This is a genomic window from Pseudomonas sp. LB1P83, assembly GCF_054897885.1.
This window is the reverse complement of the sequence record NZ_CM142709.1, coordinates 3,033,403-3,053,408: the sequence shown is the minus strand read 5'-3', so window position 1 is coordinate 3,053,408 and position 20,006 is coordinate 3,033,403. Positions and strand designations below refer to the sequence as shown.

Below are 20,006 nucleotides of genomic sequence, written 5' to 3'. Positions count from 1 at the left end.
AGGTTTTCGTACGGCAGCTTATATTCTCCACTCGTAATGCCTGGGTCAAAACTGAAAACAAAGCGGGCGTAGAATCCATCCTGCAGTTCGCTTGTGCTGTTGACGACCTAGCGTGCAGGGGTCCCGATATCAGGATCACCTGGCAAATACCTCAGCGCGACATCTGAGGTGTTGAAACTTTTAATCGGGCCTTCAGCAAACGTACCGCTGAAGTGGCCGGTTGATTGGGCATTTTTCTGAAGAGCGGGAATTTGTGTGTCAGTCATGATCGTTCCTTCGGTTCATTAAAAGTGAGGACAGCAACCTGTTTGATTGCGGCCTCAGAATTACGCCGAAAGGGTGCTTTGTGTACTGTCAGAGTTGACAGTTGAAACACCTGCTTTTATGTGTGTTGAATCATCAGTTAAAAAGCCCCGCCGCAATATTGATCGAAAACCCCAGAATCGCCGTATTAAACACAAACCCGATCAACGATTGCGCCAATACTATTTTGCGCAAGTCCCGGGTGGCCACGCCGACGTCCGAAGTTTGCACGGCCACACCGATGGTGAACGAGAAGTAAAGGAAGTCCCAGTAATTGGGGGTTTCCAGCCCTTCGGCAAAACGCAGTGCCGGGTCCTTGCCGTTCCAGGTGTAATACAAGCGCGCGTAATGCACGCTGAAAATCACCCCGATCAGCAACCATGAACCGATCACCGTCAGCGCAGTGAAGCCGTAGCGCAGCAGTTTGCTTGCGGTTTCCAGATCCTTGCTGCCGGCGAGTTCGAAGGTGATGGTACCGAGGCTGGCCAGCGCCGCGATGCACACCAGCAGCAACACCAGCCCGGCGTTTTCGTCTTCGACCTCGGCAATTCGCTTTACGTCAGGCGCCTTGGCGCGTGCGGTGAGCCAAAGCATGAGGATCAGGTAAGTCCAGACCCCGACATTCCAGCCGATAAGAATTTTGCTGATGATCGAATCGGCCGGAGCCAGAATGCCTGCCGCAACTCCGAGGGTGGCAGCGGCGGACAGGCGAGGGTGGGTGCGGGCGAGGAAGGGCATGAGTGCTCGATGGGCCGGGGTTATGCAAACACCTTAGCCCAGCGTCATGCGTTGTGGCCATAACGTTCAGGCCGACGATAGACACTGTAGGAGCGAGGCTTGCCCGCGAAGAGGGAATGTCAGTCGACCTCCAGGCTGAATGTAACGGCCTCTTCGCGGGCAAGCCTCGCTCCTACAAGGGATGTGTATTGTTTAGGTGACTTTATGGCGTTTGCGGACCAGCTTCATCACCACCACAAAAAACACCGGCACAAACACCACCGCCAGTGTCGCCGTAATCATCCCGCCAATCACCCCGGTACCGATCGCTTGCTGGCTGGCCGAACTGGCGCCCGTGGCAATCGCCAACGGCACCACGCCCAGAATGAACGCCAGCGACGTCATCACAATCGGCCGCAGGCGCAGGCGCGCGGCTTGCAACGTGGCGTCGATCAGGTCATGGCCTTCGTCGTACAAGGTCTTGGCGAATTCGATGATCAGGATCGCGTTCTTCGCCGACAGGCCAATGATGGTGATCAGCCCGACCTTGAAAAACACGTCGTTGGGCATTCCGCGAAACGTCACCGCCAGCACGGCGCCGAGCACACCCAGCGGCACCACCAGCAACACCGAGGTCGGAATCGACCAGCTCTCATACAACGCCGCCAGGCACAGGAACACAATCAGCAACGACAAACCGAGCAGAATCGGCGCCTGGCTGCCGGATAAACGCTCCTGCAACGACAACCCGGTCCACTCCTGGCCCAACCCGGCTGGCCCCAGTGCAACCAACCGCTCGATTTCGGCCATAGCTTCGCCGGTGCTGTGACCGGGCGACGGCTCGCCGGAAATGCTGATCGCCGGGTAGCCGTTGTACCGGGTCAACTGCGCCGGGCCCTGGGTCCATTTCGCCTGGACAAAAGCCGACAACGGCACCATTTTCCCGGCATCGTTACGCACGTGGATCTTCAGCAGATCGGCGACCTGACTGCGCTGATCGCCTTCAGCCTGAACCACCACCCGCTGCATTCGCCCCTGATTGGGGAAGTCGTTGATGTAGGCCGAACCGACCGCCGTGGACAGCACGTTGCCAATGTCGGCAAAGGACACGCCCAGCGCGTTGGCCTGTTTGCGGTCGACTTCCAGCTGCACCTGCGGCGCTTCGGCCAGCGCGCTTTCGCGCACGTTCATCAGGATCGGACTTTTTTCGGCGGCGGCGAGCAAATCGCTGCGCGCTTTCATCAGCGTGGCATGACCGAGGCCGCCACGGTCCTGCAAGCGGAACTCGAAGCCGCTGGACGTGCCGAGACCGTCAACCGGCGGCGGCAGCACCGAGAAGGCCACGGCGTCCTTGATCTGGCTCAGTGCGATGTTGGCACGGTCGGCAATCGAGCTCGCCGAGTCGTCGCTGCCCCGATCCGACCAGTCTTTCAGCGTGGTAAATGCCAGTGCGGCGTTCTGTCCGCTGCCGGAAAAACTGAAACCGAGGATCACCGTGCTGTCGCCAACGCCCGGTTCCGTGGCGTTGTGCGCTTCAATTTGCTCCACGACCTGCACCGTGCGGTTTTTGCTCGCGCCCGGTGGTAGCTGAATATCGGTGATGGTGTAGCCCTGATCCTCAACCGGCAGGAACGAGGAGGGCAGGCGACTGAAGCACAGGCCCAGGCCGATCAGCAGCACACCGTAGATCAGCAGATAACGGCCGGTGCGTTTCAGCGCATAGGCGACCCAACCTTGATAACGCACGGTCAAACGCTCGAAGCCACGGTTGAACCAGCCGAAGAAACCGCTCTTTTCGTGATGCTCGCCCTTGGCTATCGGCTTGAGCAGCGTCGCGCACAATGCCGGGGTCAAGGTCAGCGCCAGGAACGCCGAGAACAGGATCGAAGTGGCCATCGACAGCGAGAACTGGCGGTAAATCACCCCGACCGAGCCCTGCATGAACGCCATCGGAATGAACACCGCCACCAGCACCAGGGTGATGCCGATGATCGCCCCGGTAATCTGCTTCATGGCCTTGCGTGTCGCCTCTTTGGGCGACAGGCCTTCGGTGGCCATGATCCGCTCGACGTTTTCCACCACCACGATGGCGTCGTCCACCAGAATGCCGATCGCCAGCACCATGCCAAACATGGTCAGCACGTTGATCGAGAAGCCCAGCGCGAGCATGGTCGCAAAGGTGCCCATCAGCGCCACCGGCACCACCAGCGTCGGGATCAGCGTGTAGCGGATGCTCTGCAGAAACAGGAACATCACCGCAAACACCAGCAGCATCGCTTCGCCAAGGGTGTAAACCACTTTGGTGATCGAGACTTTGACGAAGGGCGAGGTGTCGTACGGGATCTTGTATTCCACGCCCGCCGGGAAGTAGCGCGCCAGTTCATCCATCTTCGCCCGCACCAGGGTCGCGGTGCTCAGGGCATTGGCCCCCGGCGCCAACTGCACGCTGACGGCAGTGGAAGGCTTGCCGTTCAGGCGTGTGCCGAACTGGTACTGCTCGCTGCCGATCTCGACCCGCGCCACGTCCTTGATGCGCACACTGGAACCGTCGGGATTGGCCTTGAGGACGATCTCGGCGAATTCTTCCGGGGTCGACAATTGGCCTTTCACCAGAATGGTCGCGGTGATTTCCTGGGTGGTGCGCGTCGGCAAATCGCCGATGCTGCCGGCCGAGACCTGGGCGTTCTGCGCGACGATGGCGGCGTTGACGTCGGCCGGGGTCAGGTTGAAACCGATCAACTTCTGCGGGTCGATCCAGATGCGCATCGCCCGTTCGGCGCCATACAACTGGGCCTTGCCGACACCGTCCAGGCGTTTGATCTCGTTCATCACGTTGCGCGCCAGGTAATCACTGAGCGCCACATCGTCGAGTTTGCCGTCGCTGGAGGTCAGGGTGATCAGCAGCAGGAAACCGGCGGAGACTTTCTCCACCTGCAAGCCTTGCTGATTGACCGCTTGAGGCAGGCGCGATTCCACCACTTTCAGGCGGTTTTGTACGTCGACCTGGGCCATCTCGGGGTTGGTGCCCGGCTGAAAAGTGGCTTTGATGGTGGCGCTGCCGAGGCTGCTTTGGGATTCGAAGTACAACAGATGATCAGCGCCGTTAAGCTCTTCCTCGATCAGGCTGACCACGCTTTCATCGATGGTTTGCGCCGAGGCGCCGGGGTACACAGCATAGATTTCGATCTGCGGCGGAGCGACGTCGGGGTATTGCGCCACCGGCAACTGTGGAATGGCCAACGCGCCGGCCAACAGGATGAACAGGGCAACCACCCAGGCGAATACCGGGCGATCGATAAAGAACTGCGGCATAAAAAGCGTCCTGCTTACTGACCAGAAACCTGGGCAAGTGGAAGAGGGGTGTTGTCGATCTGGACTTTTTCACCGGGCTTGGCATGTTGCAGGCCTTCGGTGACGATGCGGTCGCCGGGTTTCAGGCCTCCAGTGACGATCCAGCGATCGTTCTGCACCGCACCCAGTTCGACCGGTTGCTGGCCGACACGCTGCTCGGTATCGATCAACAACACTTGGGCAACACCAGCGCTGTCACGCTGAATGGCCCGCTGCGGTACGCTGATGCCTTGCTGATTGACCGCTTGCTCCAGGCGTACACGCACGAAGCTGCCCGGCAGCAAATCGAGGTCCGGGTTGGGAAACTCGCTGCGCACGATGATCTGGCCGGTGCCCGGGTCGACGGTGATGTCGGTGAACAGCAACTTGCCCGGCAGCGGGTAGAGGCTGCCGTCATCCTGAATCAGCGTGGCTTTGGCCTGGCCCTGACCCACTTCCTTTAACTGGCCGGAACGGAAGGCACGGCGCAGGTCGTTGAGTTCGCGGGTCGATTGGGTCAGGTCGGCGTGAATCGGGTTGAGTTGCTGAATCAGTGCCAGTGGCGTGGTTTCGTTCTGCCCGACCAGCGCACCTTCGGTCACCAGTGCACGGCCGATGCGCCCGGAAATCGGCGCAGTGACGGTGGCGTAACCGAGGTTGAGTTTCGCCCGGTCCACCGCGGCTTTGCTGGCCGCGACATCAGCGGCGGTTTGCCGGGCACTGGCCCGGGCGTTGTCGTAATCCTGGCCGCTGATGGCGTTGCCTTCGATCAACTGGGCGTAACGCTGTTCTTGCAGCTTTGATTGAAATGCGTTGGCTTCAGCCTTGCGCAGTGCTGCTTCGGCGCTGTCGAGGTCGGCCTTGAAGGGCGCCGGGTCGATACGGAACAGCACATCGCCTTTTTTTACGTCGCTGCCTTCGCGAAACGCGCGTTGCAACACGACGCCGGCAACCCGGGCGCGGACTTCGGCAATCCGTGGCGCGGCAATCCGCCCGCTCAATTCGCTGGTGATCGACAGGGGCCGTGCTTCGACGGTTTCGACGCGAACCGTGGCCAGAGGCGCCTGTTCCTCGGCGCTCGAGGACTTGTCACAAGCGCTCAGCGTCAACGCCAGAGCCACCAGACTGAGCTTGGCAAGCAGGTTCTTTGACATGTAAATACCCCAATAATGACTGCCCGCATCCTACGGGGAGGCGAGGAGAGTAGCGGTGAAGCTTTGTTGGTGCTGTGTGAAATTGTGTAAGGGTTTTACTCACGGGCGTGTGCGGGCGTATATCCTTGGCGACCGCTTCGCGCTCGTTCGCGGGCAAGCCTCGCTCCTACAGGGGAATGCGATTAACTGTAGGAGCGAGGCTTGCCCGCGAAGAGGCCCTAAAGGTCGCCACTGCACTTTCTGGAAACACCCATGCCCAACATCCTCCTGGTCGAAGACGACACCGCGCTCTCCGAACTGATTGCCAGCTACCTGGAACGCAATGGCTATTGCGTCAGTGTGATCAGCCGTGGCGACCACGTGCGCGAGCGGGCGCGGGTCAATCCGCCGGATCTTGTGATCCTCGACCTGATGCTGCCGGGGCTCGACGGCCTGCAAGTCTGCCGCTTGCTGCGGGCGGATTCGGCCACGCTGCCGATCCTGATGCTCACCGCCCGAGACGACAGCCACGACCAGGTGCTGGGCCTGGAAATGGGCGCCGACGACTACGTCACCAAACCCTGCGAGCCGCGCGTGTTGCTGGCCCGTGTGCGCACGCTGTTGCGCCGCAGCAGTCTCAGCGAACCGCAGACCGCCAACGACCGCATCCTCATGGGCAACCTGTGCATCGACCTGTCGGAGCGCACCGTGACCTGGCGCGAGCAACTGGTCGAGCTGTCCAGCGGTGAATACAACCTGCTGGTGGTGCTGGCCCGGCATGCCGGCGAAGTGCTGAGCCGCGACCAGATCCTGCAACGCCTGCGCGGCATCGAATTCAACGGCACCGACCGCTCGGTGGACGTGGCGATTTCCAAGTTGCGGCGCAAGTTCGACGACCACGCGGGCGAGGCGCGCAAAATCAAGACCGTGTGGGGCAAGGGCTACCTGTTCAGCCGTTCCGAGTGGGAATGCTGAGACGATGTTCAGGATCCTCTTTCGTCTTTATCTGGTGATGATCGTCTCGTACAGCGCGGCGATGTATCTGGTGCCGGACCTGGTGATCAAGGTTTTCCATGAGCGGTTTGTCACCTACAACCTCGATTACTCACGCGGGCTGCAAACCCTTATCGTCAAACAGTTCCACGCTATGCCCGAAGCGCAGTGGCTGACGTTGGCGAGCGAGATGGACAAGGAATTCGACCCGCTGCGCATTGTCCTGACCCGCAATGACGACCCTGATTTCACCCTCGATGAGCAGGAGCGTTTGCAGCGCGGCGAGAAGGTCGTGCGCATCGGCGACTGGGGCTGGCGGACTCTGGCTGTGGCGCCGTTGAATAACACAACGGTGGTGCAAATGGTCGTGCCGCCGGACCCGATGGACGTCAGCCTGTTGTACTGGAGCATCAACGTGCTGGTCGGTGCGACCATGCTCGCCTGCCTGTTGCTTTGGCTGCGCCCGCACTGGCGCGATCTGGAGCGCCTCAAAGGCGCGGCCGAGCGTTTCGGCAAAGGCCACCTCGGTGAGCGCACGCAGATTTCCCCGCATTCCAACATCGGCAGCCTGGCCAACGTCTTCGACACCATGGCCGGCGATATCGAAAACTTGCTCAACCAGCAACGCGATCTGCTCAACGCCGTCTCCCACGAACTGCGTACACCGCTGACGCGCCTGGATTTCGGCCTGGCCCTGGCGCTGTCCGACGACTTGCCGGCCGCCAGTCGCGAGCGGTTGCTAGGGCTGGTCGCGCACATTCGGGAACTGGATGAATTGGTGCTGGAATTGTTGTCGTACAGCCGATTGCAGAACCCGGCACGGTCACCGGAACAGGTCGAAGTGTCGCTGGATGAGTTTATCGACAGCATTCTAGGCAGCGTCGATGAAGAGCTGGATTCGCCGGAAATCGTGATCGACGTGTTGCTACATGGGCTACTTGAACGCTTTGCGCTGGACCCGCGCCTGACGGCTCGTGCGATTCAGAACCTGTTGCGCAATGCCATGCGCTATTGCGAGAAGCGCATTCAGATTGGCGTTCAGGTGTGCGCGAAGGGGTGTGAGATCTGGGTCGATGACGACGGTATCGGCATTCCCGATGACGAGCGGGAGCGGATCTTTGAACCGTTTTATCGGCTGGACCGCAGCCGTGACCGGGCCACAGGAGGGTTTGGTCTGGGGCTGGCGATCAGTCGTCGAGCGCTGGAAGCGCAGGGCGGGACACTGACCGTGGAGCCTTCACCGTTGGGTGGCGCACGCTTCCGGTTGTGGCTGCCCACCTCAACCTGACGCACTCTGTGTAGCAACTGCCGAGCAGCGCCCTGTGGCGAGGGGATTTATCCCCGTTCGGCTGCGAAGCAGTCGTGAATTCAGACAACGCGGTGCATCAGTAAAACCGAGTTGGCAGGGTTTACGACTGCTTCGCAGCCGAACGGGGATAAATCCCCTCGCCACAGGGCAGGCTCGACAGCTGCTACAACGTTAGTGGCAGCCTTATGCGCTAAGTCGGCTGCGCAACAACTTCGCCATGTCCTCCAGTTCCGCCCGCGGGTTATGCCCGATCAGCATCCACGCATGCTCCATGTCTGCCCAATACACCACATTCATCTCGTGCCGAATCTCATGGGCGAAATGCCGGCTGCCGCTGTTGGAACGTGTAGCGCACAAGGCAATCGGACCATGTGCCGGGTCCAGATACGTAATCTGCGCGATAGGTACGCCATCGTATTCAAGGATTTGCGCGCGCTTCAATTCGGACCGTGGCAGGGCCAGTTGCGCAGGCGTCATGCTCAGGCCCAGTCGCGCGTCGATGGTGCGCAATTGCGCCCGTTGTGAAGCTTCATCGACGGGCAGGTGCTCCAGGGTTTGCGGCACGTACAGCGACATGTAGTCGGCGACCAGGCCCCGCCAGTTGCTCTTTTCCTGACTCGATTGCCAGCCCATAAACAATCGATCCGCCACCACGCCGCTCACCACCAGGCTTGCTGCAGCGGCGAGGAACCAGCGTCGATTCATGGCCGGGCGTTCAGGTGAAGGCAAGGTGTCGAGCATTGATTGCAAGCGGTCGACGGGCGCTTTTTGAGCCAGTTCGTCGTAGGCTTCTTTGAACGGCAGGCTGCTGCGGGCCAGCCATTGCAGGCGCAGGTTAAGTGTCGAATCTTCGGCAATGGCCGTGTCGATGCGGGCGCGCTGGTCGACATCGAGTTGATCGTCGAGGTACGCCACCAGTTGCTCGTCCGAAGGTGTTGCGCGGTCGTTCATCGACGTACTCCCGTAAAAGGGTTCGGTACCGTGTGCAGTGGCGGGTATTCGGCCAGTTTCACCCGGGCGGCGGCGAGGCGGCTCATGACGGTGCCGATGGGCACTTGCAGCACCTCGGCGACCTCGCGATACGACAGGCCCTCAACGTAAGCCAGGTACACCGTTTCTCGCTGCGCCTCGGGCAGGGCGTCGACGCGCCGGATAACCTGGGCGGCGAGCACATGGGTCTGCGCCGCGGATTCTCCGTCAAACGACAACTGGCTCTCTGCATCGACCAGGCCCTGACCCTGGCGCACCCGCCGGGCGCGCACTTCGTTGAGCCAGATCGAATGCAGAATGCTCAGCAGCCAGCGGTCCATGCGGGTGCCGGCGACAAACTGCCCGGCACGCTCAAGCGCCCGGACGCAGGTGGCTTGCACCAGGTCTTCGGCGACATGCCGTTGCCGGGACAGCAACAGGCCGTAACGCCATAAACGCGCCAAATGCTGGCCCAGCTCTGCCCGTATTGTCTGATCGCTGGCGATAACGACCTCCGCCTGTTCGGTGTGTCAGGTTTTCGATGAATCGGTGATGGCTTCGGCCAGGTCCTGGTATTCCTCGCACGTGCTGCCACAGATCGATTTGATCTGCTGCAACTGCTCTTGCGCCAGGTCCAGTCGACCTTTGATCACGTAGGCTTCGCCAAGGTATTCACGCACTTGAGCATACTGCGGATCGAGTTTGACCGATTGCAGGTAATAACCGATGCCTTCGTCGGTGCGCCCCAGTTTACGCGTAGCGTAGCCGCGGTAGTTCAGGGCCTTTGCCGTATTCGGATTTTTGAGCGTGTCGAGCAGCGCCAGGGCTTCTTCGTAACGACCGTCCCTGGCCAGGCGATAAGCGTAATCGGTGCGGTCGGCGTCCGGGACCAGGCTGCTGGTCTGCATGACGCACCTCTGCGATTTGGTGTCGAACACCTGGCCTTTGGGGCAGTTAGGCTTGGCCGGGGCGTCATCGTCGCCATTGGCCAGGGCCAGCGAGCTGGCCAAGGCAAAGGCGAGCAGCAGCGGGGCAGTGAAAACAGCAAAACGGAGAGTCATGGACGATGCTCCACGGGTTAATTCGTTTCAGTTTAAACCACGCCCCGGCAGCATCGCGTAGAGGTGAATGGGGGGGGCGGTTGTTCACGGGCGATTCTCATGGGGCGTTGATTAGAGAACACTGCAGCGTGAACAATTATTCATTTCTTTCTGGCGGTCTTTGCAGGGAAAGCTCAAATCCAGTCGCTATGCTCGACAACATTCGTTGTGGGAGTACTGCCATGAAAGATCAGGTCCATCACTCTGCGGCTGCGGGCTATAAAACCGGCGCCGACACCTATGTTCGCGGTCGTCCGGACTATCCGCCGCAAGTGGCCGAGTGGCTGAACGAGACGCTGGGGTTAAACGCGAACAAAACCGTCATCGATCTGGGCGCAGGCACCGGTAAATTCACCGGGCGACTGGTGGCGACCGGCGCGCAGGTGATTGCCGTGGAGCCGGTGCCGCAGATGCTTGAGAAGTTGTCCGCCTCTTTTCCCGAAGTGTTGGCGGTGAGCGGCACTGCAATGGACTTGCCGCTGCCGGATGCCTCGGTGGATGTAGTGGTCTGCGCCCTGTTGAAGGGGCAGAGAGAATATCAACCAAAAACCAGTTGAGAGCTTCCCCTCAACCATAGAATCTCCCACAGGGGATTTTTGAACGCCACAGATCCAATGTGGGAGCGAGCTTGCTCGCGATGAGGCCGGCCCAGACAGCCGAGAATCCAACGCCAGTCCCGCTTTTGGCCGAATCGCTGCCTTACTCCCCCAGGCAATGCCTTGTTATAGTCCGGACCTCATTTTTTTGCCCGGTAAAAGGATCACTGCCATGTCTCAGTACACCGCGTTCACTGTCGAACTGGCCGATAAAATCGCCCATGTGCAGATCAACCGCCCGGAAAAGATCAATTCGATGAACGCCGCGTTCTGGAGCGAGATCATCGAGATTTTCCAGTGGATCGACGACACCGATGAAGCCCGGGTGGTGGTCCTCAGCGGCGCCGGCAAGCACTTTTCCTCCGGCATCGACCTGATGATGCTGGCCGGGGTGGCCAATGAATTGGGCAAGGACGTCGGCCGCAATGCCCGCCTGCTGCGCCGCAAGATCCTCGCCCTGCAAGCGTCGTTCAATGCTGTCGATAATTGCCGCAAGCCCGTGCTGGCAGCGATTCAGGGCTATTGCCTGGGCGGTGCCATCGACCTGATTGCCGCGTGCGACATGCGTTACGCCGCCGAGGACGCACAATTCTCGATCAAGGAAATCGACATCGGCATGGCCGCCGACGTTGGCACTTTGCAACGCTTGCCGCGGATCATCGGTGACGGCATGCTGCGTGAACTGGCTTACACTGGTCGCACCTTTGGCGCCGAGGAAGCGCGCAGCATCGGCCTGGTCAATCGCGTTTACAGCGACAATGCCAGCCTGCTGGACGGTGTGATGGGCATTGCCCGCGAAATCGCCAGCAAGTCGCCGATTGCGGTCACCGGCACCAAAGAGATGATCAGCTACATGCGTGACCACCGCATTGACGACGGCCTTGAATACGTCGCCACCTGGAACGCCGCCATGCTGCAATCCACCGATTTGCGCGTGGCCATGGCCGCCCACATGAGCAAACAGAAACCCGAATTTCTGGATTGATTAAAAATGATTTCACGCTGGACCACCGCAGTACTGGACACCGATCAACCCGGCGGCTGGGCCGTGGCTCGCAGCCCCGAAGGCTTTCTGTTCGATGACAATGGCGCGCTGTTCCCTCGCGAATGGCTCAAGCGTCAGGACCTGTCGATCCTTGCCGAACATGGCATCGGTCACCTGGATGGCGAACCGGTCTACTTGCTGGAATTGCGCAGCCATAGCGACGTGCCGGGCTGCAACTGGAAAGGCTTGCGGGCGTTCATGCTCGAGGGCGATCACACGGTGTATAAGGTGCTCGGCTACGCCGCGCAAATCGGGACGTGGTATCGCGAGCACCGTTTCTGCGGCAATTGCGGTCAGGCAACCGATCAGGTGCCGCGTGAACGGGCGATGTACTGCGAGCCGTGTGATTTGCGTTATTACCCGCGCATCTCGCCGAGCATGATTGTGCTGGTCACCCGGGGTGACGAGATTCTGCTGGGGCGTTCGCCGCGCTTTGTGCCTGGGGTGTACAGCACATTGGCGGGGTTTGCCGAGCCGGGTGAGTCAGCCGAGGATTGCCTGATTCGCGAGGTTCGCGAGGAAGTGCAGATCGAGGTCAAGAATATCCAGTACCTGGGCAGTCAGTGCTGGCCGTTCCCGCATTCGATGATGCTCGGTTTTCACGCCGAGTACGCCGGGGGCGAGATTGTCTGTCAGGAAGACGAGATCGAAGACGCCCAGTGGTTCAACGTTCACGCGTTGCCGCCATTGCCGGCGTCACGCTCGATTGCCCGTTACCTCATCGACGTCTACGTGGCGCGGCGCTTAGGCCACGCTGAACCAGTGCTGCCAGGCTAACCGCACGGTCAAACCCAGCACCACGGTGATGAACACCGGACGAATGAACTTCGCACCGCCGCTGATGGCGGTGCGAGCCCCGAAAAACGCGCCGACCATCACCGACAGGCCCATGCTCAGGCCGATGATCCAGTCCACCTGCCCGGAAAACACAAACACCGACAGCGCCGCAATGTTGCTGACGAAGTTCATGCTGCGCGCCACGCCGCTGGCCTTCACCAGGTCAATGGGATACATCAGCATACTGCTGACGGTCCAGAACGCGCCGGTGCCCGGGCCGGCCACACCGTCGTAGAAACCGAGGCTGAAGCCTTGGGTCGATTGCCACTTTTTCTTGATCGGTGCGTCGCTGTCCAGCGGCGCTTTCGGCGTGCCACCGAACAACAGGTACAGGCCGCAGGCAAAGACGATCACCGGCAGCATTTTGTTCAGCCATTCGGCCGGCAGGTAATGCGCGACGACGGCACCGGTCAGCGCACCGACCAAGGTGCCAACGATGGCGTGGACCCACTGCCTAGGATGGAACAGCTTGCGCCGGTAAAAGGTGAAACTGGCGGTGGCGGAGCCGAAGGTCGAACTCAGTTTGTTGGTGCCCAGCACCAGGTGCGGCGGCAGGCCGGCGGTCAACAGCGCCGGGGTGGTCAGCAAACCGCCACCGCCGGCAATGGCGTCGATGAAACCGGCAATGAAGGCGACGAAGGCCAGAATGGCCAGGGTGGTGAGGTCAACGCTGAGTTCGAAAGGCATGGAATCGGCTTATTCGGCGGGGTGCAGCAAGGGGCTGCGGGGAAGGGCCGATATCTTACCTATATCCAAAGTTTGCGGCGAGTGGTCTGGCCTCTTCGCGGGCAAGCCTCGCTCCTACAGGATATTTATGTCGTCCGACCATTTTGTGATCACCACAATCCCGTAGGAGCGAGGCTTGCCCGCGAAGGCGTCCTCCCGGGCACTACATCACTTGACCTGCGGCCCATTCCCGATCTGCCACACAAACGGCGGCTCATTCCCGTTGATCGTCCAGTCCCCGACAATCCGCGCTTTGTAGATCAGCGGATTGTGCGACGACACCGTCCGCGCATTGCGCCAATGCCGGTCCAGCGATTTACCCTCGCGAACATCCGAGGCCCCCAGCGCATTGAACAACTGAGTGGTCGCTCGCAGGATCAACTCGGAAACCACGACCTGCGCCTTGGCCGATTCGATTTCCGCCGCGACATTCACCGCCCGCTCCAGCTGTTCATCACCTGAGAACCGTGCCAGATACGCCTGTTGCGCCGGTTGTGCAGCCCTCAAAGCGCTCGCCTCGGCGGCATACACCCACGCGGCGATGTCACCGACCACTTGCTGAACCTGAGAATCCTGGCTGACATGCTGTGCATTGCCATGGCTGTAAATGCGTTTGCGCTCGCGGACCTGATGAGCCACGTCGCGCAACGCCGCCCGACCGATCCCGGCCAGGGTGGCCAGCAACACCAACTGATAGAACGCGGTCTGGTATTTGAAGCGGGTGGCGAAGTCGATGATGTTTTCGGCGTCGACTTCAGCGTCGATGAACCGAGAGGTGCCACTGCCGGTGGTGCGCTGGCCGAAACCGTCCCAGTCATCGCTCTGCACGATCCCCGGCTGGCGGGTGCGGACCGCGGCAATCACATCGCCGCCGGTGTCGCTGCGCTGGGCATACACGTCGATCCAGTCGGAAAACAGGCTGCCGGTGCTGTAGAACTTCTCGCCATTGAGCCGCCACTGATCTGCGTGGGGCGACACTTTGGTGATGACATCACCAATCGCCACGCTGCCGATTTCAGTCCAGGCATTGCCGACGATGTCACCGTCGACAAAGCGCTTGAACCACAGATCCCGACCCGGCCCCGGCGGTGAGTTCAAGCGGTCCTCGACAAAGGCGAAATGCCCGCGCAGGGCCTGGGGTACGTTGGAATCGGCTTCTGCCAGCTCGATCAGCAACTCGAACAACTGCGGCAGCGATGCGCCGCCACCGCCATATTCCACCGGAACACGCACAGCGCCGAAACCGGCTTCCTTGAGCCATTGAATCGGTTCGAATGGCAGGCTGCGGGTCTGCTCGCGCTCGACGGCACCGGCAGCGATGCGCTGGAATATCGGGCGGAATCTCGAGGCCAGTGCCTCATAGTCAGTGCCAATGGACAGAGGATTGATTACCTGGTGTTCGGTCATGGGATGGTTCCTTGGGTCGGCAGTGGATGCCAAGGGGGATTGCACGGACCATGCCTGGCGCTTCAAGCCAGGATTTGCGCGGCGTGGACGATTTCAAGGTTTACCCAACTGTTGCTCAACCAACAGCGCATCCGCAAATTGCCCCAGACACACCCGGATCCCCTGTAGGAGTGAGCCTGCTCGCGATAGCGTCAGTTCATTCAACATTTATGCAAGCGGGTGTACCGCTATCGCGAGCAGGCTCGCTCCTACAGGGATTTCACCTGGCGTGAGACAGTCGTGTCGCAGGTCGTAATCAAGCACTGGCACGGTTGCTGCTCTGACCCAAGGACTACCCAACGTCCCGAGGACATGCCAATGAGTCTGCAAGCCGTCAAATTTGCCTACTGGGTGCCGAACGTCAGCGGCGGGCTGGTGGTCAGCAAGATCGAACAACGCACCCACTGGGGCATCGACTACAACCGCAAACTGGCGCAACTGGCCGAAGAGGCCGGGTTTGAATACGCCCTGACCCAGATTCGTTTCACCGCCGGTTACGGTGCCGAGTTCCAGCACGAATCGGTCGCCTTCAGCCATGCATTGCTGGCCGCTACGACCAAACTGAAAGTGATCGCGGCGATCCTGCCTGGGCCTTGGCAACCGGCATTGGCGGCCAAGCAACTGGCGACCATCGATCAGCTGACTAACGGCCGGGTGGCGGTGAACATCGTCAGCGGCTGGTTCAAGGGCGAATTCCAGGCGATTGGCGAACACTGGCTGGAACACGACGAACGCTATCGTCGTTCAGAGGAGTTCATCCGCTCGCTCAAAGGGATCTGGAGTCAGGATAACTTCACCTTTCGCGGTGACTTCTACCGCTTCGACAACTACAGCCTCAAGCCCAAACCACTGGGCCAGCCGGAAATCTTCCAGGGCGGCAGTTCGCGCGCAGCGCGGGACATGGCGGCGCGGGTGTCGGACTGGTACTTCACCAATGGCAACACGCCTGAAGGGATCAAGGCCCAGGTCGACGACATTCGCGTGAAGGCGGCGGCCAACAATCATTCGGTGAAAATCGGGGTGAATGCGTTTGTCATCGCTCGGGATACGGAAGAAGAGGCGCGGGCAGTGTTGGCTCAAATTATCGATCAGGCCGATCCGGAAGCGGTGAATGCCTTTGGTGATGCGGCGAAGCAAGCGGGCAGGGCGTCGCCAGAGGGCGAGGGCAACTGGGCCAAGTCGACGTTTGAAGATCTGGTGCAGTACAACGATGGTTTCAAGACCAACCTGATCGGCACGCCGCGACAGATTGCCGAGCGCATCGTGGCGTTGAAAGCGGTGGGCGTTGATTTGGTGTTGGCGGGGTTTCTGCACTTTCAGGAAGAGGTGGAGTATTTCGGCAAACGGGTGTTGCCGTTGGTGCGCGAGCTTGAAGCAAAAGCAGCGGCTAAGCAGCAACCCGCAGTCGCCTGAACACCACAAAAACCCAGTAGGAGCGAGCCTGCTCGCGAAAGCGGTCTCTCAGTCAACATTGGTGTTGAATTTTATGACGCCATCGCGAGCAGGCTCACTCCTACAGTTGGATCTAGGTGAGGTTATAGACCGAGGTCGGACAGGCTCGGATGATCATCCGGACGACGCCCCAGCGGCCAGTGGAACTTGCGGTCGCTTTCCTTGATCGGCATGTCGTTGATGCAGGCAAACCGGTTGGCCATCAGACCGTTTTCGGCGAACTCCCAGTTTTCGTTGCCGTAGGAACGGAACCAGTTGCCCGAGTCGTCGTGCCATTCATAGGCGTAACGCACGGCGATGCGGTTATCGGTAAAGGCCCAGAGTTCCTTGATCAGGCGGTAATCCAGTTCCTTGGCCCATTTGCGAGTCAGGAAACCTTTTGCCTCTTCACGGTTGTAAGCGAACTCGGCGCGGTTACGCCACTGGGTGTCCAGGGTGTAGGCCAGCGACACACGTTCCGGGTCGCGGGAGTTCCAGCCATCTTCGGCCAGGCGAACTTTTTCGATGGCCGATTCACGGGTGAAGGGCGGCAATGGCGGACGAACTTCGGTGTTGGACATTTAAAGTTTCCCTCTAAATTTAAAGTTCAAGCAAGTTGTCGGGCTTGGTTCAAGTGTTACAGGTCCAATAACTTTCGCGCCATGCATTGCGCATTATCGGCGGCACTGTGATCACCCATGACAAGCGCCACGGTAATGGCTCCGTCGATCAGGATCAGCAGCTGTTTGGCCAGCTTCTCCGGGTCGGTAGCGCCATGTTCGGTGCAGAGCTCGCGCACGTAGTCGAGCAGCTTTTGTTTATGGTCTTTGGCGACCAGGCGAACCGGGTCTTGCGGGTCGCCGGTTTCACCGCTGGTGTTAATGAAAGCGCAGCCCCGGAAGCCTTCGGAGGCGAACCAGGCCTTGAGCACGGTAAACAGGTTGAGTAGACGATCGGCCGGGGTTTCAGCCTGGTCGACCGCGCTTTTGTACCAGTGCATCCAGCGCACGTCGCGGCGTTGCAGGGCGGCGACAGTCAGCTCCTCCTTGTTGGCGAAGTAGCGGTAGATACTTTTTCTGGAGACGCCGGCGGTTTTCACCAGAAGATCCATCCCGGTGGCAGCGATGCCACTTTTGTAGATCAACTTTTCGGTGACATCCAGAATGATGTCGCGTGTGTCGTTGCTAGTGATTTCGTTCATGTGGCGAACAGTAGAACGATCGTTCTCCTTGGTCAAGCGGATATTTTCGTCGTCTGTTAAATCGCCTTCGCGGGCAAGTCGAATCGTCGCACCGCGAAGGCGTCATTACAGACGCTCACAAGACCCAAGCTGATCCATGGTGTAAGCTCTCGGGCTATTCGGAATTGACCCTTTGCGAGCCCTATGCCGTCGCTTTTCAAACGCTCTCTGCTGCCTAAGCTGCGCAGTTTTCCGCTGACCGCCGATGCCGTCACCATTCTTTCCGGCGCTGCCGAGTTCCGTCGTTGCCTGCTGGAAAAAATCGCCAGTGCCACCCAGCGCATCTATATCGTCGCGCTGTACCTGCAACAGGACGAGGCCGGACAGGAAATCCTTGATGCCTTGCACGCCGCCAAACTGGCACGTCCGCAACTGGACGTGGTCGTGGTGGTGGACTGGCTGCGCGCCCAGCGCGGCCTGATCGGCGCCGGTAAACAACCGGGCAACTCGGCCTGGTATCAGGAAACGACCCGCACCCACGCAAGTGAAGTGCCGGTGTACGGCGTGCCGGTGCAGACCCGTGAGCTGTTTGGCGTGCTGCATTTGAAAGGCTTTGTAATCGACGACTGCGTGATCTACAGCGGCGCGAGCCTGAACAACGTTTACCTGCACAAGTTCGACAAATACCGCTACGACCGTTATCACCTGCTGCAGAACCACGCGCTGGCCGATTCCATGCAGCACCTGATCCAGCATGGTCTGGTCGCCTCCAAAGCGGTGCATCGCCTCGACCTGCCGAACCTGCCGACCACCCGCAGCCTGCGCAACGACATCGGCGATTTGCGCAGCCGCCTCAAGCACGCGACGTACGACACCACGGCCGGCAGCACGGCGAAGGGTGGTTTGTCGGTGAGTCCGTTGCTCGGCGTGGGCAAGAACAACCCGTTAAGCCGGGTGATCTGCGAATTGATCGCCAGCGCCCAGCATCAGCTGACCATCTGCACGCCGTACTTCAACCTGCCGTTGGCGGTGACCCGGGAAATCAACCGGGCCCTGGGCCGTGGCGTGAAGATCGACATCGTGGTCGGTGACAAGACCGCCAATGACTTCTACATCCCGCCGAGCGAGCCGTTCAAGGTGATCGCGGCGCTGCCGTATCTCTACGAGATCAGCCTGCGGCGCTTCGCCAAACGCCATCAGCACAGCATCGACAGCGGCAAGCTGAACCTGCATTTGTGGAAGGACGGTGACAACACCTATCACCTCAAGGGCATGTGGATCGACCAGCGCTACACCTTACTGACCGGTAATAACCTCAATCCACGGGCGTTCCGTCTCGATCTGGAAAACGCGCTGCTGATCGACGACCCGAAAGGCGAACTGTTGGAACCGCGCAGTAAAGAACTGGAAGAGATTTTCCAGAACACCACGCGCATCCAGCGTTATCAGGACCTGGAAACGCTGCTGGAGTACCCGGCGGCGGTGGCCAAGTTCCTCAAGCGTGTCAGTCGGGTGCGGATCGAGCGTTTGCTCTATCGCATTCTGTAAGGCTCAGTGCTGCCGGGGTTGTGGCCACACCGCCACCAGCAGCAACAGCGCAGCGGCCACCAGATAGGGCAGGCGCGGCTCGATGTCGTAGATCAACGTCGCCGCCAACGGTCCGATAACCACGCCAAAGCCTTGCGCGGCGCCAATCGAGCCAGCGGTGGCGCCTTGTTCCGAGGCGTCGACCGCGTTGGCGGCCAGGGCGGCGAACGACGGAAAGATCAGCCCCATCCCGCCCGCCGACACGAAAAAGCACAGCCACAACCCCCACGCGGTATCCGCCAGGATGCTGCCGGCAAAACCCACGGCCGCCACCAGTGCGCCCGCGCGGATCAGCCGCAGCGGCGGCCATTCGAGCCGACGCACCACCAATTGCGAACAGATCAGTGCGAAACCGACCATGGTCAGCGCGATGCCAGCGGTTTGCGCGGCGTCGGACGGATTCATGCCGAGCCGGTCGAGGGCGAAGAAGCCAACAGTAATCTGTGCAATCGACACGCACAGCATCGCCACGAACGCGACCGCCATCGGCCGACGCAGTCGTGGGTCGTTCAGATGAACCTTGCGCGGTGCTTGTCGCAGGTGCAGTTCCTGACCTTTTAGCTTGTAGCGCAGCACCACGAAGGCCAGTAAGGGCAAGATCGCCATGGCATAGAACGGCAGGCTCAGGCTGAAGCGCGACAACAACGCCGCGATTGCCGGGCCGATCACCAGGCCACAAGCGTTGGCTGCGCCCAAGGCGGCCATGGCTTTGGCGCGGTGTTGCGGCTCGATGTTGTCGGCGATCAACGCGTTGCCACCGACCGGAATCGCCGCATAGAACACGCCGATCAGGCCGCGCCCGATCATCAATCCGATGAAGCCCAGAAGCGCTGACGGCAGAAACCGCAACGAGGCGTCGATGAACAGGCACAAAGCCCAGTAGGCGAGGGTGAAACCGGCGGTGGCAATCAGCAGGATCCGTCGCCGGCCATAACGGTCGCTGGCCTGGCCCCAGGGGCGGGCGAGCAACATCCAGATCACTCCGGACACCGTCACCGCGGCCCCGGCCTGCCAGGTGGCCAGGCCCAACACACGGGCGATGGGCCCGATCAGGGAAACGAACGCCATCATCGACATGGAACAGGCCATGTTGGCGACCATGAGGGGGCGCAGGTCGAAGGCAGGGGTGGTCATGGGTGAGTCTTCCGTGAGCTTTTGTTATTGGCGGGGGATGTTAGCGCGAGTCGGGCAAGCCAGGAGGAATATAGGTGACTGTGATAATGCTTTCGCGGGCAAGCCTCGCTCCTACAGTTAATCGCATTCTCCTGTAGGAGCGCGAAGAGGCCCGCTCAGACGCTACAAAA

Annotated in this window: 18 protein-coding genes and 1 pseudogene; 7 read left to right on the top strand and 12 right to left on the bottom strand. The window is 60.3% G+C overall.

Annotation, left to right across the window (positions count from 1 at the left end; all coding sequences use genetic code 11):
- Positions 1-107 precede the first annotated feature (107 nt).
- The 4 genes from ACYZTY_RS14100 to ACYZTY_RS14085 all read right to left on the bottom strand — a co-directional run bounded on the left by ACYZTY_RS14100 (position 108) and on the right by ACYZTY_RS14085 (position 5,504).
- Positions 108-266, bottom strand: coding sequence for a hypothetical protein (locus ACYZTY_RS14100; RefSeq protein WP_461959009.1), 159 nt, complete (start codon positions 264-266; stop codon positions 108-110).
- 133 nt (positions 267-399) lie between these two features.
- Entirely contained in the window at positions 400-1,041 is a 642-nt protein-coding gene (locus ACYZTY_RS14095; RefSeq protein ID WP_461959008.1) for a DUF1345 domain-containing protein, read from the bottom strand.
- 192 nt (positions 1,042-1,233) lie between these two features.
- Positions 1,234-4,332: a multidrug efflux RND transporter permease subunit gene (locus ACYZTY_RS14090; protein WP_461959007.1), complete on the bottom strand. Its 3,099-nt coding sequence runs from the start codon at positions 4,330-4,332 to the stop codon at positions 1,234-1,236.
- Positions 4,333-4,346: 14 nt separating this feature from the next.
- Entirely contained in the window at positions 4,347-5,504 is a 1,158-nt protein-coding gene (locus ACYZTY_RS14085; protein ID WP_461959006.1) for an efflux RND transporter periplasmic adaptor subunit, read from the bottom strand.
- A gap of 252 nt (positions 5,505-5,756) precedes the next feature.
- On the opposite strand from ACYZTY_RS14085, the gene ACYZTY_RS14080 reads away from it, so the two are divergent.
- Both ACYZTY_RS14080 and ACYZTY_RS14075 read left to right on the top strand, forming a co-directional pair.
- The gene (locus ACYZTY_RS14080) at positions 5,757-6,458 is read left to right on the top strand and encodes a response regulator (RefSeq protein ID WP_109631796.1); all 702 of its coding nucleotides are present in this window, start codon (positions 5,757-5,759) and stop codon (positions 6,456-6,458) included.
- Positions 6,459-6,462: 4 nt separating this feature from the next.
- On the top strand, positions 6,463-7,764 hold the full coding sequence (locus ACYZTY_RS14075) for an ATP-binding protein (protein ID WP_461959005.1): 1,302 nt from the start codon (positions 6,463-6,465) through the stop codon (positions 7,762-7,764).
- A 204-nt stretch (positions 7,765-7,968) separates the two neighbouring features.
- Here the strand turns inward: ACYZTY_RS14075 and ACYZTY_RS14070 are convergent, their stop codons facing one another.
- The 3 genes from ACYZTY_RS14070 to ACYZTY_RS14060 form a co-directional block, all read right to left on the bottom strand.
- Positions 7,969-8,736, bottom strand: coding sequence for an anti-sigma factor family protein (locus ACYZTY_RS14070; protein WP_461959004.1), 768 nt, complete (start codon positions 8,734-8,736; stop codon positions 7,969-7,971).
- The gene (locus ACYZTY_RS14065) at positions 8,733-9,218 is read right to left on the bottom strand and encodes an RNA polymerase sigma factor (protein ID WP_461959003.1); all 486 of its coding nucleotides are present in this window, start codon (positions 9,216-9,218) and stop codon (positions 8,733-8,735) included. The genes ACYZTY_RS14070 and ACYZTY_RS14065 overlap by 4 nt, the downstream gene beginning before the upstream one ends.
- 66 nt (positions 9,219-9,284) lie before the next feature.
- Positions 9,285-9,815 (bottom strand): tetratricopeptide repeat protein, encoded by a 531-nt coding sequence (locus tag ACYZTY_RS14060; protein ID WP_461959002.1) that lies wholly within the window; start codon positions 9,813-9,815, stop codon positions 9,285-9,287.
- Between the two features lie 221 nt (positions 9,816-10,036).
- Between ACYZTY_RS14060 and ACYZTY_RS14055 the strand changes: the two are divergent.
- The 3 genes and pseudogenes from ACYZTY_RS14055 to nudC all read left to right on the top strand — a co-directional run.
- A pseudogene (locus tag ACYZTY_RS14055) lies at positions 10,037-10,369 on the top strand (class I SAM-dependent methyltransferase); the annotation flags it as partial.
- 253 nt (positions 10,370-10,622) lie between these two features.
- Positions 10,623-11,435 (top strand): crotonase/enoyl-CoA hydratase family protein, encoded by an 813-nt coding sequence (locus tag ACYZTY_RS14050; RefSeq protein ID WP_461959001.1) that lies wholly within the window; start codon positions 10,623-10,625, stop codon positions 11,433-11,435.
- A gap of 6 nt (positions 11,436-11,441) precedes the next feature.
- Complete coding sequence (gene nudC, locus ACYZTY_RS14045) at positions 11,442-12,272, top strand: NAD(+) diphosphatase (protein WP_461959000.1); 831 nt, start codon at positions 11,442-11,444, stop codon at positions 12,270-12,272.
- Here nudC and ACYZTY_RS14040 read toward each other — a convergent pair.
- Together ACYZTY_RS14040 and ACYZTY_RS14035 are read right to left on the bottom strand one after the other, a co-directional pair.
- Entirely contained in the window at positions 12,240-13,019 is a 780-nt protein-coding gene (locus tag ACYZTY_RS14040) for a TSUP family transporter (protein WP_109631768.1), read from the bottom strand. The genes nudC and ACYZTY_RS14040 overlap by 33 nt on opposite strands.
- A gap of 207 nt (positions 13,020-13,226) precedes the next feature.
- Positions 13,227-14,465 (bottom strand): acyl-CoA dehydrogenase family protein, encoded by a 1,239-nt coding sequence (locus ACYZTY_RS14035; protein WP_461958999.1) that lies wholly within the window; start codon positions 14,463-14,465, stop codon positions 13,227-13,229.
- A 357-nt stretch (positions 14,466-14,822) separates the two neighbouring features.
- Between ACYZTY_RS14035 and sfnG the strand changes: the two genes are divergently transcribed.
- On the top strand, positions 14,823-15,917 hold the full coding sequence (gene sfnG / locus ACYZTY_RS14030; protein WP_461958998.1) for a dimethylsulfone monooxygenase SfnG: 1,095 nt from the start codon (positions 14,823-14,825) through the stop codon (positions 15,915-15,917).
- A gap of 122 nt (positions 15,918-16,039) precedes the next feature.
- Here sfnG and ACYZTY_RS14025 read toward each other — a convergent pair whose 3' ends face one another.
- Together ACYZTY_RS14025 and ACYZTY_RS14020 are read right to left on the bottom strand one after the other, a co-directional pair.
- The gene (locus ACYZTY_RS14025) at positions 16,040-16,516 is read right to left on the bottom strand and encodes a nuclear transport factor 2 family protein (protein WP_461958997.1); all 477 of its coding nucleotides are present in this window, start codon (positions 16,514-16,516) and stop codon (positions 16,040-16,042) included.
- A 56-nt stretch (positions 16,517-16,572) separates the two neighbouring features.
- Complete coding sequence (locus ACYZTY_RS14020) at positions 16,573-17,136, bottom strand: TetR/AcrR family transcriptional regulator (RefSeq protein WP_461958996.1); 564 nt, start codon at positions 17,134-17,136, stop codon at positions 16,573-16,575.
- Between the two features lie 183 nt (positions 17,137-17,319).
- Here ACYZTY_RS14020 and pssA point away from each other — a divergent pair, with 183 nt between their 5' ends.
- Positions 17,320-18,663: a CDP-diacylglycerol--serine O-phosphatidyltransferase gene (gene pssA, locus ACYZTY_RS14015; protein WP_461958995.1), complete on the top strand. Its 1,344-nt coding sequence runs from the start codon at positions 17,320-17,322 to the stop codon at positions 18,661-18,663.
- Positions 18,664-18,666: 3 nt separating this feature from the next.
- Here the strand turns inward: pssA and ACYZTY_RS14010 are convergent, their stop codons facing one another.
- Positions 18,667-19,836 (bottom strand): MFS transporter, encoded by a 1,170-nt coding sequence (locus ACYZTY_RS14010; protein WP_461958994.1) that lies wholly within the window; start codon positions 19,834-19,836, stop codon positions 18,667-18,669.
- Positions 19,837-20,006 lie beyond the last annotated feature (170 nt).

What these genes read in the sequence shown, in the direction of transcription:
- ACYZTY_RS14100 (WP_461959009.1), bottom strand. Translation starts at nt 266, where the DNA reads ATGACTGACACACAAATTCCCGCTCTTCAGAAAAATGCCCAATCAACC.
- ACYZTY_RS14095 (WP_461959008.1), bottom strand. Translation starts at nt 1,041, where the DNA reads ATGCCCTTCCTCGCCCGCACCCACCCTCGCCTGTCCGCCGCTGCCACC.
- ACYZTY_RS14090 (WP_461959007.1), bottom strand. Translation starts at nt 4,332, where the DNA reads ATGCCGCAGTTCTTTATCGATCGCCCGGTATTCGCCTGGGTGGTTGCC.
- ACYZTY_RS14085 (WP_461959006.1), bottom strand. Translation starts at nt 5,504, where the DNA reads ATGTCAAAGAACCTGCTTGCCAAGCTCAGTCTGGTGGCTCTGGCGTTG.
- ACYZTY_RS14080 (WP_109631796.1), top strand. Translation starts at nt 5,757, where the DNA reads ATGCCCAACATCCTCCTGGTCGAAGACGACACCGCGCTCTCCGAACTG.
- ACYZTY_RS14075 (WP_461959005.1), top strand. Translation starts at nt 6,463, where the DNA reads ATGTTCAGGATCCTCTTTCGTCTTTATCTGGTGATGATCGTCTCGTAC.
- ACYZTY_RS14070 (WP_461959004.1), bottom strand. Translation starts at nt 8,736, where the DNA reads ATGAACGACCGCGCAACACCTTCGGACGAGCAACTGGTGGCGTACCTC.
- ACYZTY_RS14060 (WP_461959002.1), bottom strand. Translation starts at nt 9,815, where the DNA reads ATGACTCTCCGTTTTGCTGTTTTCACTGCCCCGCTGCTGCTCGCCTTT.
- ACYZTY_RS14050 (WP_461959001.1), top strand. Translation starts at nt 10,623, where the DNA reads ATGTCTCAGTACACCGCGTTCACTGTCGAACTGGCCGATAAAATCGCC.
- nudC (WP_461959000.1), top strand. Translation starts at nt 11,442, where the DNA reads ATGATTTCACGCTGGACCACCGCAGTACTGGACACCGATCAACCCGGC.
- ACYZTY_RS14040 (WP_109631768.1), bottom strand. Translation starts at nt 13,019, where the DNA reads ATGCCTTTCGAACTCAGCGTTGACCTCACCACCCTGGCCATTCTGGCC.
- ACYZTY_RS14035 (WP_461958999.1), bottom strand. Translation starts at nt 14,465, where the DNA reads ATGACCGAACACCAGGTAATCAATCCTCTGTCCATTGGCACTGACTAT.
- sfnG (WP_461958998.1), top strand. Translation starts at nt 14,823, where the DNA reads ATGAGTCTGCAAGCCGTCAAATTTGCCTACTGGGTGCCGAACGTCAGC.
- ACYZTY_RS14025 (WP_461958997.1), bottom strand. Translation starts at nt 16,516, where the DNA reads ATGTCCAACACCGAAGTTCGTCCGCCATTGCCGCCCTTCACCCGTGAA.
- ACYZTY_RS14020 (WP_461958996.1), bottom strand. Translation starts at nt 17,136, where the DNA reads ATGAACGAAATCACTAGCAACGACACACGCGACATCATTCTGGATGTC.
- pssA (WP_461958995.1), top strand. Translation starts at nt 17,320, where the DNA reads ATGCCGTCGCTTTTCAAACGCTCTCTGCTGCCTAAGCTGCGCAGTTTT.
- ACYZTY_RS14010 (WP_461958994.1), bottom strand. Translation starts at nt 19,836, where the DNA reads ATGACCACCCCTGCCTTCGACCTGCGCCCCCTCATGGTCGCCAACATG.